This is a genomic window from Marinomonas sp., assembly GCF_965225885.1.
GTDB lineage: Bacteria > Pseudomonadota > Gammaproteobacteria > Pseudomonadales > Marinomonadaceae > Marinomonas.
Genome location: NZ_OZ245329.1, coordinates 3,452,508 through 3,468,525, shown reverse-complemented (window position 1 = coordinate 3,468,525; position 16,018 = coordinate 3,452,508). Strand labels below are relative to the sequence as shown.

Genomic DNA, 16,018 nt, shown 5'->3' with positions numbered 1-16,018 from the left:
TATGGTTCTTTGCAATTAAGACAGTAGAATAGGCAAATAAACGAAGGAAGGGTTATGAATTCTCGTATATTTTTATTACTTATTAGTGTTTTTTGTATTTCGTCGGTCAATGCAGTTCCAATTCAGGGGCTTTATAGTGCTGAAATTAATTTGCCAGTAACACAATCAGAGGCACAAATGTTAAATGAGGCATTTGGTTTGGCTGCTGAAGATGTGCTGATAAAGGTATCTGGTGATAAAAACGCCATCACTGGTGATTTGTTAGAGCAAGCTAAAAAGAAAGCATCAACTTGGGTAGCACAGCATTCTGTTGCATCGCTCAGTGAGTTGTTGCCTTCTGATGATGGGTTGGTTCCGGGTAAGCAAGTTAAAGTCACTTTCTATCAAGAATCCATTGATGGTTTTTTATCGCAGAATAACTTGCCAGTTTGGGGGGATAATCGACCCTCTGTTTTGGTTTGGTTGGTAAATGAAAATAAGGGCGTTAGAGATTTGTCGGGTTCAAAAGAACCATCTGAGGCATTAAACAAATTAGCGCAATCGGCAAGTAAAATTGGTGTGCCTATTTACGCGCCTTTGCTTGATGATGTTGATAAAAGGAGTCTCGCAGCGTCTGATGTCTGGGGATTCTTTGAAGACAGTATTTTGAATGCTAGTAAGCGTTATCAGACTGATTCCGTTGCCGCGTTGAGAATCAGTAATTATGCGGGGCAAATTGGTGGTAACTTATTGGTACTATTAAAAAATGGTGAAACAGAGAGATTTGTTTTACGTGGCGAAACGCTTAATGACTTAATTGATCAGGCAAGCGCTGATTTGGCAAAAGTATTTTCTTCTCGCTATGCTTCGGTGCGCAATAGTGTTTCTGCTAGCAAATTGAATGTACAAGTAGTGGGTGTAACAAACTACAGCATTATGAGTAAGGTTCAGGCTTATTTCGAAAGTATTGGCGTGGTTCGTGATGTGACATTGGTTCGGGTTAGCGGTGAAAAAGTAGAGTTTTCGATTGAAATCGACGGCGATAAGCAAAAGCTATTTAACAGCATATCGTTAAGTCGTTTGTTAATTAGTGCGCCGTTAAACGCTTTAGACCCTGACGCAAACCGAGTTGTATCCTACCAATATAGTGGAGTGAATTAAATGACAGATCTATTGGATGAAACAGTTGTAGAGCGAGATTTTTTTGCTCGTCCAGTGGAAGAGCAAGATGATTTTTTAGCACAAACTTGGTGTAATCACTGTACGGAAGTGGATTTAGGTATGACCAATCCTAAAGAGTTTGAGAGCAAAGATAGGGTGTGGATAGAAGGGGATTGTGTAAAGTGTGGCAATTCAACTGTGACTGAAATCGTTGAGGATGACGAAGAGTAGCGCTGAGCGTTATCAAAAATCGGTCCATAAAAAAACCGCGTTATATAAATATAGCGCGGTTTTTTTGTATCAACCTAAGGAATTATTTTTCAGTAGGGTAATCGCGTTCAGGTTGACCGACATACAATTGGCGAGGACGGCCAATTTTATATGGCCCGCTGATCATTTCGTTCCAATGAGAAATCCAACCAATGGTACGAGACATAGCAAAAATTACAGTGAACATACTGGTCGGGATGCCGATTGCCTTCATGATGATGCCGGAATAGAAGTCCACATTAGGGTAAAGTTTACGCTCTACAAAATAAGGATCTTCTAGGGCAATCTGTTCAAGGCGTTTTGCGATTTTTAGCAATGGATCATTGGATTGTCCCAATTCAGCCAATACTTGATCGCAAGTTTCGCGCATAACTTTTGCGCGAGGATCAAAGTTTTTATAGACGCGATGACCGAAGCCCATCAGTCTGAATGGGTCGTTTTTATCTTTTGCTTTTGCGATGTATTCGTCGATATTTTCAACGTCACCAATCTCTTCAAGCATAGTCAGTACTGCTTCGTTTGCGCCACCATGAGCAGGCCCCCAAAGCGTTGCAATACCCGCAGCAATACAAGCAAATGGGTTTGCACCAGAAGAGCCGGCCAAACGTACAGTCGATGTAGAAGCGTTTTGTTCGTGATCAGCATGGAGGATGAAAATTTTATCCATTGCTTTGGCAAAAACAGGGTTGACTACATAGTCTTCACAAGGGGTTGCAAACATCATGTACAAGAAGTTTTCAGCATAAGATAGGTCGTTACGTGGATACATGACTGGCTGATCTTTAGAGTACTTGTAACAGATGGATGCCAGTGTAGGCATTTTAGAAATTAGGCGAAAAGCCGCTATTTCACGATGCTTAGGATTAGTGATATCCATGTGATCTTGATAGAAAGCTGACAATGCACCCACTAGGCCGCACATAATGGCCATAGGGTGAGCGTCATTTCTAAAGCCTTCAATGAATTTGTGCATTGATTGGTTCACCATGGTGTGTTTGCCAACCGTTTTTTCAAATTCTACTTTTTGCTCTTTATCAGGAAGCTCCCCGTAAAGTAGTAGATAGCACGTTTCCAAGTAATCTGAGTGTTCTGCAAGTTGGGCAATTGGGTAGCCACGATGCAAAAGGATTCCAGCGTCGCCATCTATAAAAGTAATAGAGGATTCACAAGAGCCAGTAGACATAAAGCCTGGGTCATAGGTGAATACACCGTTAGCACCTAGGCCTCGAACGTCGATAACGTCTGTACCTAAAGTACCTGAAAGAACTGGAAGTTCGATGGTTTTATCGATTCCGTCCACTTTGAGTGTCGCTTTTTTATCAGCCATTTATGGTCTCCTTCGTATTCTGATTCGGGACTATTAAGTTATTATTTGACTCTATCTAGCCCAGAAGGTGCGGAAAAAATACTGTCTCTAGACTATAAAAGTCAATCTTGTTCATTTGCACTCTATTTACATTGTGGTGCGTAATCTTGTAATTATCTGACAAAAACATAATATAGTATAAAGTCAAGATAATGAATTTATTTGGTTATCTGTTTGAAATATAAGGTTTTTTTGTTATTTTTTACAGTGATAATTCATGTAATTTTATACCATTATTGTTTCAGCTTATGGTTACATTCATTTGCTGAATGGTGATCATTGAAAACCTCTTGTTCAGTCTATTTGTCTTAGTATTTTTGGCTGGTCTATAATTGCGCCTCAGACGATTTCATTGATTTGCTGATGCTTATGTATAAAAGAAAGTCGCTTTTAAACATTTGTTGGCAAATCGATGCGATTTTCAAAGCAGGCCTATGACATGACAGCGTTACTTTTTAAAAAGTATATGACGTCACGTATAGACATTGGGTCGTGATTGACCATTCAATCGATAAAATGGTGTAAAAAGTCGTGAATAAAAAAAGACCAGTCAACCTTGATATTACAACGATATCGATGCCCGTCACAGCAATCGTGTCTATTCTTCACCGTGTAACAGGAATCATCCTTTTTGTAGGATTGGCTTTCTTGTTTTATGCGTTCGATCTTTCCTTAGAATCTCAAGAAGGTTTTGATCAGGTGGTTAATGCTCTACAAACTAACTTTCTTGTGAAGTTTGTTATTTGGGGAGTTGTTTCTGCACTGATGTACCACTTCGTAGCAGGTGTTAAACACTTGTTTATGGATATGGGGTATTTTGAAGAGCTAGAAAGCGGACGTAGTGCTGCTATCGCAAACATTGCGATTGCTGCTGTTCTTATTGTGTTAGCAGGAGTATGGATATGGTAACTCAAATCACAAGCTTTGGTCGCTCAGGCCTTTATGACTGGATGATGCAGCGAGTTTCAGCTGTTGTATTGTCTTTATACACAGTTTTCATTATCGGTTATTTGCTGCTTAATCCTGATCTTACATATGACCAGTGGAGTGCTTTGTTTGAAGCGACATGGATGCGCATTTTCAGCTTGATGGTGCTTTTGTCTATTGGTATGCACTCTTGGATTGGTTTGTGGTCCATTTCTACTGACTATATCAAAGCAACTGGTGCTCGTTTCTTTTTTCAATCTCTATGCGGTCTTGTAATGTTTATTTACATCGTATGGGGTGTTCAGGTTCTTTGGGGGCTATAAGTAATGGCAAATATTCGTACTATTTCTTTTGATGCCATTGTTATCGGTGGTGGTGGCGCAGGTATGCGTGCAGCGCTTCAGTTAACTGAATCTGGTTTGAATACCGCATGTGTTACAAAAGTTTTTCCGACTCGTTCGCACACAGTATCTGCTCAAGGCGGTATTACTTGTGCTATTGCGAGTGATGATCCAAATGATGATTGGCGCTGGCACATGTATGACACCGTAAAGGGGTCAGATTACATAGGTGACCAAGATGCAATTGAATACATGTGTTCTGTTGGTCCTCAGGCAGTTTTTGAACTTGAACACATGGGGCTTCCATTTTCTCGTACAGAGCAAGGTCGTATTTACCAGCGCCCATTCGGCGGTCAGTCTAAAGACTTTGGTAAAGGTGGTCAGGCTGCTCGTACTTGTGCGGCCGCTGACCGTACAGGTCATGCTCTTCTTCATACGCTTTATCAGGGTAACCTTAAAGGCGGCACGACATTCTTGAACGAATGGTATGCAACTGATCTTGTGAAGAATAGTGAAGGTGCGGTTGTCGGTGTTATTGCAATCTGTATCGAAGATGGTGAAACCGTTTACCTCAAGGCTAAGGCAACGGTTATCGCGACTGGCGGTGCAGGTCGTATTTACCAATCTACTACCAATGCTCACATTAATACAGGTGACGGTGTGGGTATGGCATTACGTGCAGGCTTCCCTATGCAAGATATGGAAATGTGGCAATTTCACCCAACGGGTATCTACGGTGCGGGTACGCTTGTAACGGAAGGTTGTCGTGGTGAAGGTGGTTACCTAATTAATAAAGACGGTGAACGCTTCATGGAGCGTTATGCTCCTAACGCGAAAGACCTTGCTGGTCGTGATGTGGTTGCTCGCTCAATGGTTCTTGAAATTTTGGAAGGTCGTGGTTGCGGTCCTGATGGCGATCACGTATTGCTTAAATTGGATCATCTAGGTGAAGAAACGTTGAATAAACGTCTTCCTGGTATCCTTGAGCTTTCTCGTACTTTTGCTCACGTTGATCCAGTTAAAGAGCCAATTCCAGTTATCCCTACTTGTCACTACATGATGGGTGGTATTCCAACGAATATTGGTGGTCAAGCCATTAAAATTAACGAAGCCGGTGAAGATACCATTATTGATGGTCTTTACGCTTGTGGTGAGGCTGCATGTGTATCTGTACACGGTGCAAACCGCCTTGGTGGTAACTCGTTGCTTGATTTGGTTGTATTTGGGCGTGCTGTTGGTATTCAGGTTAAAAAATCTTTAGATGAAGGTTTTGAGTCATTAGATGCTGCAGATACTGATGTTGAGAAAGCATTGGTTCGTCTGAATCGCTTGAATAACTCAACAGGTGGTGAAAGTGTCGCTGCTGTTCGTGCAGATCTTCAACGTGTAATGCAGCTTTACTTCGGTGTATTCCGTGATGGTGAAGCAATGCAAAAAGGTTTGGCTCAACTTAAAGATATTCGTACTCGTGTTGAAAATTTGTATCTTGAAGATAAGAGTCAAGCATTTAACACGGCTCGTATTGAAGCGCTTGAACTTGAGAACTTGTTGGAAGTTGCTGAGGCTACTGCTATCCCTGCTGAATTTCGTAAGGAAAGTCGTGGTGCGCATGCTCGTAATGACTTTACTGAACGTGACGATGAAAACTGGTTGAAACATTCTTTGTTCCACCCAGCTGATAAGAAAGTGACTAAGCGTGATGTGAATTTTGCGCCAAAAACTATGGAAGCTTTCCCACCTAAAATTCGTTCATACTAAGGAGTTGTGTCAATGTTAGTTAGTATTTATCGCTACAATCCTGAGAAGGACGACGCTCCTTATATGCAGGATTACGAAATTGAGTTGCCAGAAGGTAAAGACCTAATGGTGCTTGATGTTTTAAACTTGTTGAAGGCTCAAGATCCTAGTATCTCCTACCGTCGCTCATGCCGTGAAGGTGTTTGTGGGTCTGACGGTATGAATATGTCAGGTAAGAATGGCTTGGCTTGTATTACGCCTGTTTCTGAAGCGGTTAAAAAAGGTAAGTTGGTATTACGTCCACTTCCTGGTTTGCCTGTGGTTCGTGATCTTGTTGTAGATATGGGGCAATTCTATAAGCAATATGAGAAAATTCGCCCATTTTTGATCAATGATGCGCCTTCGCCAGCAATTGAGCGCTTGCAAAGCCCTGAAGAGCGTGAAAAGCTTGACGGTCTTTACGAATGTATCTTATGTGCTTGCTGTTCAACAGCTTGCCCATCTTTCTGGTGGAATCCAGATAAGTTTGTTGGGCCATCAGGTTTGTTGCAGGCCTATCGTTTCTTGGCGGATAGTCGTGATACAGCAACCCAAGAACGTCTTAGTGATCTAGATGATCCATTTAGCGTTTTCCGTTGTCACGGTATCATGAACTGTGTGAACGTTTGTCCTAAGGGATTAAATCCTACTAAGGCCATTGGTAATATTCGTACTATGCTTTTGCAGAGAGCGACTTAATAATGCTCCGTGTGGTCCATAATGAAGTTTTGATGTGACTACCGAAAGTAGGCGGCTTGAATATTGATTCAATGCCGCCGTTTTTGCATATTCTAATGTAGAGAATGTAACAAAAAGAATTTAAAATTCGATCTTTACGAGCAAGGATGCACTAAGAAAAACCACTAACTCAGTGATTATGGATTCAAAGAATTTTGTTTAGCTAATTGAAATTCTTTTAGTGGTTTAGTATTGAACGTAAAAGGGCGAAAAGTAGCTGGAAATAAACAAAAAATCGAGGCTTTAATAGCCTTACGGGCCTGATAAAATGATCAATCTTAATCATAGATTGATACCGGGACCCCGGTAGCTGGCTCGAACATAAGGGTGATCGAGAATGCACGAAAGTTTAATGGAGTTGCTGTGGAGCACCTCTCATTTTTCAGGTGGAAACTTGGAATATGTTGAAGGGTTGTTTGAAAGCTACCTCGTCGATCCGAACTCAGTATCGGAAGAATGGCGTAAATGTTTTGATCAATTGCCTCGCGTAAGTGAAGCGCAATCAACTGATCTTCCTCATTCGGTGATTCAAGAGCAGTTTTTGCAGATTGGTAAGAATAAGTTTCGCTCTATGCCTGTTTCTACAGGCCAAGTGGCTAGTTCTCAACATGAGCAGAAACAAATTAATGTGTTACAGCTGATTAATGCCTATCGCGTACGCGGGCATCAACATGCGACACTTGATCCGCTTGGATTGCAAAAACGAGAAAAAGTTGCCGACCTAGATATTGGTTACCATCAATTAACAGGTGCTGATTTAGATACAAAATTCAATGTAGGTTCTTTGTTCTTTAATAAAGACTCTTTGAAATTAAGTGAGATTGTATCTGAGCTTGAAAAAACTTATTGCGGAAGCATAGGTTATGAATTTATGCACATTGTTGATACGCAGGAAAAAGCGTGGCTTCAACAGCGTGTAGAATCAGTTCGATCTCATCCAGAATATTCACAAGAAACTCGCGAAAACCTACTTGAGCGTTTGACTGCGGCAGAAGGCTTAGAGAAATATCTTGCTAGCCGTTACCCAGGTGCTAAACGTTTTGGTCTTGAGGGTGGCGAGAGTTTGATACCTATGGTGAATGAATTGATTCAACGTTCTGGCGCACTTGGTGCGAAAGAAGTTGTGATCGGTATGGCTCACCGTGGCCGTTTAAACGTATTGGTTAATACGCTAGGCAAAAACCCGAAAGACTTATTTGATGAGTTTGAAGGTAAAAAACTAGTTAACACTTCAGGTGACGTTAAATATCACCAAGGTTTCTCTTCTAATGTGATGACGGCGGGTGGCGAAGTTCATATTGCCCTTTCTTTCAACCCGTCTCACTTAGAAATCGTTTCTCCTGTAGTTGAAGGGTCTGTTCGAGCTCGCCAAGATCGTCGTAAAGACACAACAGGTAAAACCGTTGTTCCTATCTCGATTCATGGTGATGCTGCTTTTGCTGGTCAAGGTGTGGTTATGGAGACATTTCAGATGTCCCAAGCTCGCGCTTATCGCACTGGTGGTACGGTTCATATCGTTATCAACAACCAAGTTGGCTTTACTACCAACCGTCAAGAAGACTCGCGTTCTACTGAATATGCGACAGATGTTGCTAAAATCATTCAAGCGCCTATCTTCCATGTTAATGGTGATGATCCAGAAGCGGTATTGTTTGTTACTCAGCTGGCATTAGACTACCGTTATGAATTCGGCCGTGATGTTGTGATTGACATGGTTTGTTACCGTCGTCGTGGTCATAACGAAACGGATGAGCCTTCTGGTACTCAGCCATTGATGTACAGCGTTATTAATAACTTAAAAACGACTCGTACTCTTTACTCAGAGCGTTTGGTTGCAGAGTCTGTTGTTACGCAAGAAAAATCAGACCAAATGGTCAGTGAGAACCGTGAGGATTTAGACAATGCTCGCCATGTTGCGAAAAGCCTTGTTCTTGAATCCCAAACTGGCTCATTTGTCGATTGGAAGCCTTATCTTGGTGTTGAATGGACTGATGCAGGTGATACGACATATCCATTGGCTAAATTACAGGAAGTCGCTAAGAAATTAACGAGTATTCCTGATGGTGTGGTTGTTCAGCGTCAAGTTCAAAAGATTTATCAAGATCGTGACAAAATGACAGCAGGTGCTTTGCCTCTAAACTGGGGTTACGCAGAAACATTGGCGTTTGCAACTTTGCTTGAGCAGGGTTATCCGATTCGTATTACGGGTCAGGATTCTGGTCGCGGTACTTTCTCGCATCGTCATGCGGTCATTCATAGTCAAAAAGATGGTAGTACTTATATTCCACTGAAACATTTGTCTGAAGATCAGCCTACACTAGATCTTTATGACTCTTACCTTTCAGAAGAAGCGGTATTGGCCTTTGAATATGGTTACGCAAGTACTTCACCGAAAGGTTTGGTTATTTGGGAGGCGCAGTTTGGTGACTTTGCCAACGGTGCACAGGTTGTTATTGACCAATTTATCACCAGTGGCGAGCACAAATGGGGTCGCTTATGTGGTTTGACTATGTTGTTGCCACACGGTTATGAAGGTCAAGGTCCTGAGCATTCATCAGCACGACTAGAGCGCTTCTTGCAGCTTTGTGCTGAATATAATATTCAGGTTTGTGTGCCGACTACACCGTCACAAATTTTCCATATCATTCGTCGTCAAGCGATTCGTCCAATGCGTCGTCCGCTTATCATCATGTCTCCTAAGAGTTTGTTGCGTCATAAACAAGCGATTTCGACACTAGAAGACTTGGCGGAAGGAAGCTTTAAAACGGTCCTACCAGAATCATCTGAAACAGTTACTGCGGATAAAGTGAAACGTATTGTCCTATGTAGCGGTAAGGTTTATTTCGACTTGATTAATCGTCGTGAAGAGCTACAAAAAGATGATGTTGCTGTGATTCGTTTGGAGCAATTGTATCCGTTCCCATACGCTGACCTTGAGTCTGAGTTAGAACAGTACAAAAATGTTGAGAGTTTGGTTTGGTGTCAAGAAGAGCCGAAAAACCAAGGTGCTTGGCATGCCAATCGTCACCGTATGAATCGAGTATTGGAAAAATTGTATCCAGAGTTGAAAATCCGCTTTGCAGGTCGAATTTCGTCTGCTGCACCAGCGGCTGGTTACATGTCTATCCATGTTGAAGAACAAGAAGCGCTGGTCAACGACGCATTAGTTGGTTAGTACCATAGCCTGTCAGAGAGATAAGGGTATAAAATGAGCATTGAAATTAAAGCACCTACTTTTCCAGAATCTGTAGCAGACGGCACCGTTGCTACTTGGTACAAACAGCCAGGCGAAGCCTGTGCACGTGATGAGCACATTGTAGATATCGAGACAGATAAAGTTGTCTTAGAAGTCGTTGCACCTGCAGATGGTGTGCTAAAAGAAATTTTAAAAGCGGAAGGCGACATCGTATTGAGCGATGAGGTTTTGGCTATTTTTGAATCTGGTGCAGCCGCTTCTGCTGCTCCAGCTCCAGCTGAAAAAGCAGCAGCCCCTGCAGCTGCTTCTTCTTCAAAAGAAACCGTTCAAATTAAAGCGCCAACTTTCCCTGAATCTGTTGCTGATGGTACGGTTGCTACTTGGTACAAACAACCAGGCGAAGCTTGTACACGTGATGATCATATTGTTGATATCGAAACCGATAAAGTTGTTCTAGAAGTTGTGGCGCCTGCTGATGGCGTGATCGGCGAAATCTTGAAAAACGAAGGCGATACTGTTCTTAGCGATGAAGTTCTTGCTAACTTCTTGGTAGGAGCATCTGGCTCTGAAGCGGCATCTGCTCCAGCAGCGTCTACTTCTGCTTCTGACGCAGAGGAAGACGGTGTTGCCGGTCCTGCTGCTCGCAAAGCACTTTCTGAAGCTGGTCTAACTGTTGCTCAAGTTAAGGGCACAGGCAAAGGCGGTCGTATTACTAAAGAAGATGTTGACGCTGCTGTTAAAGCAAAATCATCTTCTCCTGCTGCCGCTCCTGCAAAAGCCACTTCTGCACCAGCTCCTAAAGCTGCCGCTGCACCAATGGCTGCACTAGGCGCTGAAGGTCGCATCGAAAAACGTGTTCCTATGACGCGTCTTCGCGCGACGATTGCTAAGCGTTTGGTTGAAGCTCAGCAAACAGCCGCTCTATTGACGACTTACAACGAAGTGAACATGGGTCCAATCATGGAACTTCGTAAAAAGTACAAAGATGAGTTTATCAAGGCTCATAACGGTACTAAGCTTGGTTTCATGTCTTTCTTCGTGAAAGCGGCGACTGAAGCTCTTAAGCGTTTCCCTGCTGTAAACGCATCTATTGATGGCAATGACATGGTTTACCATGGTTACCAAGATATCGGTGTTGCTGTTTCTACTGATCGTGGTTTGATGGTTCCAGTTCTTCGTAATACTGAGGCGATGGGACTTGCGGATATCGAGTCAGCAATCATGGACTTCGCACTTCGTGGCCGAGATGGCAAACTAGGTATGGATGACATGCAAGGTGGTACTTTCACTATTACTAATGGTGGTACTTTCGGTTCTTTGCTATCTACACCAATCATTAATCCACCGCAAACGGGTATCTTGGGTATGCATAAAATCCAAGAACGCCCAATGGCTGTTAATGGTCAAGTTGTGATTCAGCCAATGATGTATTTGGCCTTGTCTTATGATCACCGTATGATTGACGGCAAAGAAGCCGTACAATTCTTGGTAACGATCAAAGACTTGCTTGAAGACCCAGCACGTCTTTTACTTGAAATCTAAGTATTCGTACCAACTATTTTGTATGAATTGAATGCTGAGGGGCACTGTATGTGCTGCTCAGCTTGACTGAAAAATGGGACCTCTTATGTCTGATAAATTTGATGTTGTTGTAATTGGTGGCGGCCCTGGCGGTTATGTCGCTGCTATCCGAGCTGCTCAGTTAGGTTTGAAAACAGCCTGTATCGAAAAATGGTTAGACAAAGATAGCAAGCCTCGCCTTGGCGGAACTTGTTTGAACGTTGGCTGTATTCCTTCTAAAGCACTGTTAGATTCTTCACAAAAATACCATGATGCAAAAGACGCTTTTGGCATACATGGTATTAGTATGAAAGATGTCGCTATGAATGTTGATACTATGGTTGATCGTAAAGACAAAATCGTAGATCAATTGACAAGTGGTATCACTGGTCTTTTCAAAGCAAATGGCGTAACCAGCTTTGAAGGTTTTGGTAAAGTTCTAGCGAACAAAAAAGTAGAATTTACTGCGCATGACGGCACTGTGACTGTTATTGAAACTGAAAACGTTATTCTAGCGACGGGTTCTGTGCCAGTTAACATTCCACCGGCTCCTCGTACTGGCGATATCATAGTTGATAACGAAGGTGCTCTTGATTTCCGCGCAGTACCAAAACGTCTTGGCGTTATCGGTGCTGGCGTTATCGGTCTAGAGCTTGGTTCTGTCTGGGCCCGTCTAGGTTCTGAAGTTGTTGTGCTTGAAGCACAAGACTCTTTCCTAAGCCTTTGTGACCAAGACCTTGCTAAAGAAGCGGCTAAAATCTTCAAGAAACAAGATCTGGATATTCGTCTTGGCGCTCGTGTTACTGGTAGCCAAATTAATGGTGAAGAAGTTGAAGTCACTTACCTTGATGCGAAAGGTGAAGAGCAGAAGCAAACATTTGATAAGTTAATTGTTGCTGTTGGTCGTAAGCCATTTACTCAAGGTTGTTTCTCTGAAGACTCTGGTGTGAAACTGGATGAGCGTGGTTTTGTCTTTGTAGACGAGCAGTGCCGTACTTCTGTTCCAGGCGTATACGCAATTGGTGATATCGTTCGTGGTCCTATGTTGGCTCACAAAGCGTCAGAAGAAGGTGTGATGGTTGCTGATATTATCGCTGGCCATAAAGCACAAATGAATTATGACTGCATTCCGTCTGTTATTTATACTCACCCAGAACTCGCTTGGGTTGGTAAAAATGAGCAAGAGCTAAAGGCAGAAGGTGTAAAGTATAAAGTGGGTAAATTCCCATTTGCAGCGTCTGGCCGTGCTATGGCGGCTAATGACACTGATGGTTTCGTTAAGATGATTGCTTGTGAAGAAACTGACCGTATTTTAGGTTGCCATATTATTGGTGGTCATGCGGCTGATTTGATCGCGCAAGCGGTTATTGCAATGGAATTCGGTTCTACAGCAGAAGATATTGCTTTGACTGTCTTTGCTCACCCAACAGTAAGTGAAGCAGTTCATGAAGCAGCGCTAGCGGTAGATAACCACGCGATCCATATCGCAAACCGTAAAAAGCGTTAATAAATTAGATTTGCCGGCTTCGAGCCGGCAATTTCTGTCTTAACGGACAGAGCTTATGTCAATCATTCAGATGAGCGGAAGAATCAAATGAACTTACATGAATATCAGGCTAAACAGCTTTTTGCTGAATACGGCCTGCCAGTATCTACAGGGTACGCAGTAGACACGCCTGAAGCGGCAGTTGAAGCAGCGAAAAAAATTGGTGGTGATAAGTGGGTTGTTAAAGCTCAGGTTCACGCTGGTGGTCGCGGTAAAGCGGGCGGTGTAAAGCTTGTTGATTCTTATGAAGAAGTTGCAGCTTTTACACAAAATTGGTTGGGTAAAAACCTAGTTACTTATCAAACAGATGCGAATGGCCAGCCTGTTGCTAAAATTCTTGTTGAATCATGCACTGACATTGCAAACGAATTGTACCTAGGTGCAGTTGTTGACCGTTCTACTCGTCGTGTTGTTTTCATGGCATCTACAGAAGGCGGTGTTGAGATTGAGAAAGTTGCGGAAGAAACTCCAGAACTTATTCACAAAGCGATCATTGATCCTTTAGTGGGTGCTCAGCCTTACCAAGCTCGTGAATTAGCATTTAAATTGGGTCTTAACCCAACTCAAATCAAGCAGTTCACTAAAGTTTTCCTTGGTTTGTCGCAAATGTTCCACGACTACGATTTCGCACTTCTTGAAATCAACCCTCTTGTTATTACTGATGAAGGTAACCTTCATTGTCTAGATGGCAAGATCGGTATCGACAGCAACGCTGTTTACCGTCAAAAGAAAATGCAAGAGTTCCACGATCCATCTCAAGAAGATGAGCGTGAAGCACATGCAGCTAAATGGGAACTTAACTACGTAGCTCTAGACGGTAACGTTGGCTGCATGGTAAACGGTGCCGGCCTAGCAATGGGTACTATGGATATCGTTAACCTGCACGGCGGCAAACCTGCTAACTTCCTAGACGTAGGTGGTGGTGCAACTAAAGAACGTGTTGCTGAAGCATTCAAAATCATCCTTTCTGACAGCAATGTTAAAGCCGTATTGGTTAACATCTTCGGTGGTATCGTTCGTTGCGATATGATCGCTGAAGGTATTATCGGTGCTGTTGAACAAGTAGGTGTTAACGTGCCTGTTGTTGTTCGTCTTGAAGGTACTAACGCAGAGAAAGGCCGTGAAGTTCTAGCGAACTCTGGTCTAGACATCATCGCTGCAACAAGTCTAAAAGACGCGGCTGAACAAGTTGTTAAAGCTGCGGAGGGCAAATAATAATGTCTGTTTTAATTAATAAAGATACTAAAGTAATCTGTCAGGGTTTCACTGGCGGACAAGGTACGTTCCACTCAGAGCAAGCGATTGCTTACGGAACGAAAATGGTTGGCGGTGTTACTCCTGGTAAAGGTGGTCAAACTCACCTAGGTCTACCCGTTTTCAACACAGTTAAAGAAGCGGTTGAACAAACAGGTGCGGAAGCTTCTGTTATCTACGTTCCAGCTCCTTTCTGCAAGGATTCTATTCTTGAAGCGGCTAACTCTGGTATCAAACTAATCGTTTGTATCACTGAAGGCGTTCCAACTCTTGACATGCTTGACTGTAAAGTTAAATGTGACGAGCTAGGCGTACGTCTAATCGGTCCTAACTGTCCAGGTGTTATCACTCCTGGTGAATGTAAGATCGGTATCATGCCTGGTCACATTCATATGCCAGGTAAAGTAGGTATCGTATCTCGTTCTGGTACCTTGACTTATGAAGCAGTTAAGCAAACTACTGATGCTGGCTTCGGTCAATCTACTTGCGTAGGTATCGGTGGTGACCCAATCCCAGGTACTAACTTCATCGACGTATTGGAAATGTTCCAAAACGATCCGCAAACAGAAGCGATCGTTATGATCGGTGAAATTGGTGGTACTGCTGAAGAAGAAGCGGCTGCTTACATCAAAGCAAACGTGACTAAACCTGTTGTTTCTTACATTGCTGGTGTTACTGCACCTGCTGGTAAGCGTATGGGTCATGCTGGCGCGATCATCTCTGGCGGTAAAGGTACAGCTGATGAGAAATTCGCAGCTCTACAAGACGCTGGTGTTAAAACTGTTCGCTCTTTAGCGGACATCGGTGCTGCACTTAAAGAAATCACTGGCTGGTAAGCGAGTATTTTAAAGTGTGACTGATCATAAAATCCCTGCTTCGGCAGGGATTTTTTTTGCGCTATTGATACATAAATGGGTGAGAGAATGCTGTGTCCTTTTTGTTTGACTGATAATGGTTGTGCGCTTGATGAGAGCCAGACTTGTTGGTGTTTTAGTGTCGTAGTGCCTGAAGATATGCTGGCGCTTATTCCATCACAACAAAAAGGCGGTGTTTGTGTTTGTCAGCAGTGTATTGAATTTTATTGCAGCGATAAACTAGGCTTTTTAAAGGCATTTGCTCAAAGAACTTAGGCATTAGATGCTCATAATACGCCTTCACCTGCAGCTCCCAGTACCGTTCCAACCAGCAGCTATGTTATCGACAAGCTTAATTATCAATTTACGTCTCTTTAGTGCGAAAGCATTGTGGAATAAAGGTGGTTAGCCCTGTGACTTGTAAGTGTTTCGATATAGAGTGGTATCCACATCAATCACTAATAAGGAATAAGTATGACGGGTTTAAAGAAAAATCTAAGCTTTACTCATTTAGCGCGAGGCATTGCAGCTGCGCTACTTATTACTCAGGTGACGGCATGCGGTACTTTGCTTTATCCGGAGCGTCGTGGCCAAACCAATGGCCAAATCGATGTGGGTGTGGCAGCGTTAGATGCTATTGGTTTATTGTTCTTCTTTGTTCCTGGTGTTGTCGCGTTTGGTGTGGATTTCATTACCGGCGCTATTTATTTACCGGGTGGTGGTTTGGCAAGCTTAACTGAGGATGAACTGAATTCGATTAAAAATGGCCCAGACTCAATAGATATTGAGAAGTTTAAAGCTGTTATGGCCCAGCGTAGCGATATTAAACTGCCAAAAGACGCTTATACGGATCAATTAAACATAATGGCGATGTCATCAACTCAGTCTCTTAAAACGGCAATGAATATGTCTAACGAGCGAGTTGCTTCTGCTCCGGCTTATTAAGTAATTCAACTAAAAGAGTAGGTGGATTTATAAGCGATTTGACTCTTAAACTAAGGGATGGATTCTTTAGTTTTGCGTTCAAAATTATCTTTTAGACATGCTTGG

Annotated in this window: 14 protein-coding genes; 13 read left to right on the top strand and 1 reads right to left on the bottom strand. The window is 42.7% G+C overall.

Annotation, left to right across the window (positions count from 1 at the left end; all coding sequences use genetic code 11):
- The first annotated feature begins 54 nt into the window (after positions 1-54).
- Positions 55-1,140 carry a DUF2066 domain-containing protein gene (locus ACO05V_RS16500; protein ID WP_421853934.1) on the top strand — a complete coding sequence of 362 codons (1,086 nt, stop codon included), beginning with the start codon at positions 55-57 and terminating at the stop codon, positions 1,138-1,140.
- On the top strand, positions 1,141-1,371 hold the full coding sequence (locus tag ACO05V_RS16495; protein ID WP_421853931.1) for a hypothetical protein: 231 nt from the start codon (positions 1,141-1,143) through the stop codon (positions 1,369-1,371).
- 82 nt (positions 1,372-1,453) lie between these two features.
- On the opposite strand, the gene gltA is transcribed toward ACO05V_RS16495, so the two are convergent.
- Entirely contained in the window at positions 1,454-2,737 is a 1,284-nt protein-coding gene (gene gltA / locus ACO05V_RS16490; RefSeq protein ID WP_421853928.1) for a citrate synthase, read from the bottom strand.
- Positions 2,738-3,307: 570 nt separating this feature from the next.
- On the opposite strand from gltA, the gene sdhC reads away from it, so the two are divergent.
- The 11 genes from sdhC to ACO05V_RS16435 all read left to right on the top strand — a co-directional run bounded on the left by sdhC (position 3,308) and on the right by ACO05V_RS16435 (position 15,913).
- Positions 3,308-3,685 carry a succinate dehydrogenase, cytochrome b556 subunit gene (gene sdhC, locus ACO05V_RS16485; protein WP_421853925.1) on the top strand — a complete coding sequence of 126 codons (378 nt, stop codon included), beginning with the start codon at positions 3,308-3,310 and terminating at the stop codon, positions 3,683-3,685.
- A complete protein-coding gene (gene sdhD, locus ACO05V_RS16480; protein ID WP_111606188.1) occupies positions 3,679-4,026 on the top strand; it encodes a succinate dehydrogenase, hydrophobic membrane anchor protein in 348 nt (115 codons plus the stop codon). The genes sdhC and sdhD overlap by 7 nt, the downstream gene beginning before the upstream one ends.
- 3 nt (positions 4,027-4,029) lie before the next feature.
- Entirely contained in the window at positions 4,030-5,802 is a 1,773-nt protein-coding gene (sdhA, locus tag ACO05V_RS16475; protein WP_421853921.1) for a succinate dehydrogenase flavoprotein subunit, read from the top strand.
- Positions 5,803-5,814: 12 nt separating this feature from the next.
- Positions 5,815-6,519: a succinate dehydrogenase iron-sulfur subunit gene (locus tag ACO05V_RS16470; protein ID WP_421853918.1), complete on the top strand. Its 705-nt coding sequence runs from the start codon at positions 5,815-5,817 to the stop codon at positions 6,517-6,519.
- A gap of 376 nt (positions 6,520-6,895) precedes the next feature.
- On the top strand, positions 6,896-9,733 hold the full coding sequence (locus ACO05V_RS16465; RefSeq protein WP_421853915.1) for a 2-oxoglutarate dehydrogenase E1 component: 2,838 nt from the start codon (positions 6,896-6,898) through the stop codon (positions 9,731-9,733).
- Between the two features lie 33 nt (positions 9,734-9,766).
- Complete coding sequence (odhB, locus tag ACO05V_RS16460; RefSeq protein ID WP_421853912.1) at positions 9,767-11,296, top strand: 2-oxoglutarate dehydrogenase complex dihydrolipoyllysine-residue succinyltransferase; 1,530 nt, start codon at positions 9,767-9,769, stop codon at positions 11,294-11,296.
- Between the two features lie 85 nt (positions 11,297-11,381).
- Positions 11,382-12,821, top strand: coding sequence for a dihydrolipoyl dehydrogenase (lpdA, locus tag ACO05V_RS16455; protein ID WP_421853909.1), 1,440 nt, complete (start codon positions 11,382-11,384; stop codon positions 12,819-12,821).
- Between the two features lie 87 nt (positions 12,822-12,908).
- Positions 12,909-14,075: an ADP-forming succinate--CoA ligase subunit beta gene (gene sucC / locus ACO05V_RS16450; protein ID WP_212915728.1), complete on the top strand. Its 1,167-nt coding sequence runs from the start codon at positions 12,909-12,911 to the stop codon at positions 14,073-14,075.
- 2 nt (positions 14,076-14,077) lie between these two features.
- Positions 14,078-14,950: a succinate--CoA ligase subunit alpha gene (gene sucD, locus ACO05V_RS16445; RefSeq protein ID WP_421853906.1), complete on the top strand. Its 873-nt coding sequence runs from the start codon at positions 14,078-14,080 to the stop codon at positions 14,948-14,950.
- 87 nt (positions 14,951-15,037) lie between these two features.
- The gene (locus ACO05V_RS16440) at positions 15,038-15,244 is read left to right on the top strand and encodes a cysteine-rich CWC family protein (protein WP_421853903.1); all 207 of its coding nucleotides are present in this window, start codon (positions 15,038-15,040) and stop codon (positions 15,242-15,244) included.
- A gap of 198 nt (positions 15,245-15,442) precedes the next feature.
- A complete protein-coding gene (locus ACO05V_RS16435) occupies positions 15,443-15,913 on the top strand; it encodes a hypothetical protein (RefSeq protein ID WP_421853900.1) in 471 nt (156 codons plus the stop codon).
- The last annotated feature ends 105 nt before the right edge of the window (positions 15,914-16,018 follow it).

Bases quoted from the DNA above. Each gene is read 5' to 3' on its own strand.
- ACO05V_RS16500 (WP_421853934.1), top strand. From the start codon at position 55: ATGAATTCTCGTATATTTTTATTACTTATTAGTGTTTTTTGTATTTCG.
- ACO05V_RS16495 (WP_421853931.1), top strand. From the start codon at position 1,141: ATGACAGATCTATTGGATGAAACAGTTGTAGAGCGAGATTTTTTTGCT.
- gltA (WP_421853928.1), bottom strand. From the start codon at position 2,737: ATGGCTGATAAAAAAGCGACACTCAAAGTGGACGGAATCGATAAAACC.
- sdhD (WP_111606188.1), top strand. From the start codon at position 3,679: ATGGTAACTCAAATCACAAGCTTTGGTCGCTCAGGCCTTTATGACTGG.
- sdhA (WP_421853921.1), top strand. From the start codon at position 4,030: ATGGCAAATATTCGTACTATTTCTTTTGATGCCATTGTTATCGGTGGT.
- ACO05V_RS16470 (WP_421853918.1), top strand. From the start codon at position 5,815: ATGTTAGTTAGTATTTATCGCTACAATCCTGAGAAGGACGACGCTCCT.
- ACO05V_RS16465 (WP_421853915.1), top strand. From the start codon at position 6,896: ATGCACGAAAGTTTAATGGAGTTGCTGTGGAGCACCTCTCATTTTTCA.
- odhB (WP_421853912.1), top strand. From the start codon at position 9,767: ATGAGCATTGAAATTAAAGCACCTACTTTTCCAGAATCTGTAGCAGAC.
- lpdA (WP_421853909.1), top strand. From the start codon at position 11,382: ATGTCTGATAAATTTGATGTTGTTGTAATTGGTGGCGGCCCTGGCGGT.
- sucC (WP_212915728.1), top strand. From the start codon at position 12,909: ATGAACTTACATGAATATCAGGCTAAACAGCTTTTTGCTGAATACGGC.
- sucD (WP_421853906.1), top strand. From the start codon at position 14,078: ATGTCTGTTTTAATTAATAAAGATACTAAAGTAATCTGTCAGGGTTTC.
- ACO05V_RS16440 (WP_421853903.1), top strand. From the start codon at position 15,038: ATGCTGTGTCCTTTTTGTTTGACTGATAATGGTTGTGCGCTTGATGAG.
- ACO05V_RS16435 (WP_421853900.1), top strand. From the start codon at position 15,443: ATGACGGGTTTAAAGAAAAATCTAAGCTTTACTCATTTAGCGCGAGGC.